Origin of the sequence: Paraburkholderia madseniana (assembly GCF_009690905.1) — a bacterium.
Classification (GTDB): Bacteria; Pseudomonadota; Gammaproteobacteria; order Burkholderiales; family Burkholderiaceae; genus Paraburkholderia; species Paraburkholderia madseniana.
In genome coordinates this window covers 1-216 of sequence record NZ_VOSW01000381.1, presented here as the reverse complement: position 1 = coordinate 216, position 216 = coordinate 1, and the positions used below count along the sequence as shown (strand labels likewise).

The window sequence follows — 216 nt, the reverse complement described above, 5'->3', positions numbered from 1 at the left end:
CCGAACGTAGCCTGAAGTTTGATCGCTACTGGAGTTCGCAGTGCCAACAGTGCTCGTTGAAAGACAAATGCACTCCGAGCACCGAACGCCGGGTAACGCGCTGGGAGCACGAAGGATTGCTCGAAGATATGCAGGTCCGGCTTGATCTTGCCCCGGACATGATGCGCATTCGACGACAGACAGTCGAGCATCCCTTCGGCACGATCAAGGCCTGGA

Annotated in this window: 1 protein-coding gene; it reads left to right on the top strand. The window is 56.9% G+C overall.

What is annotated here, in order from left to right:
* A partial coding sequence (locus tag FSO04_RS46205) for a transposase (RefSeq protein WP_174825364.1) occupies positions 1-216 on the top strand: 216 nt, incomplete at both ends.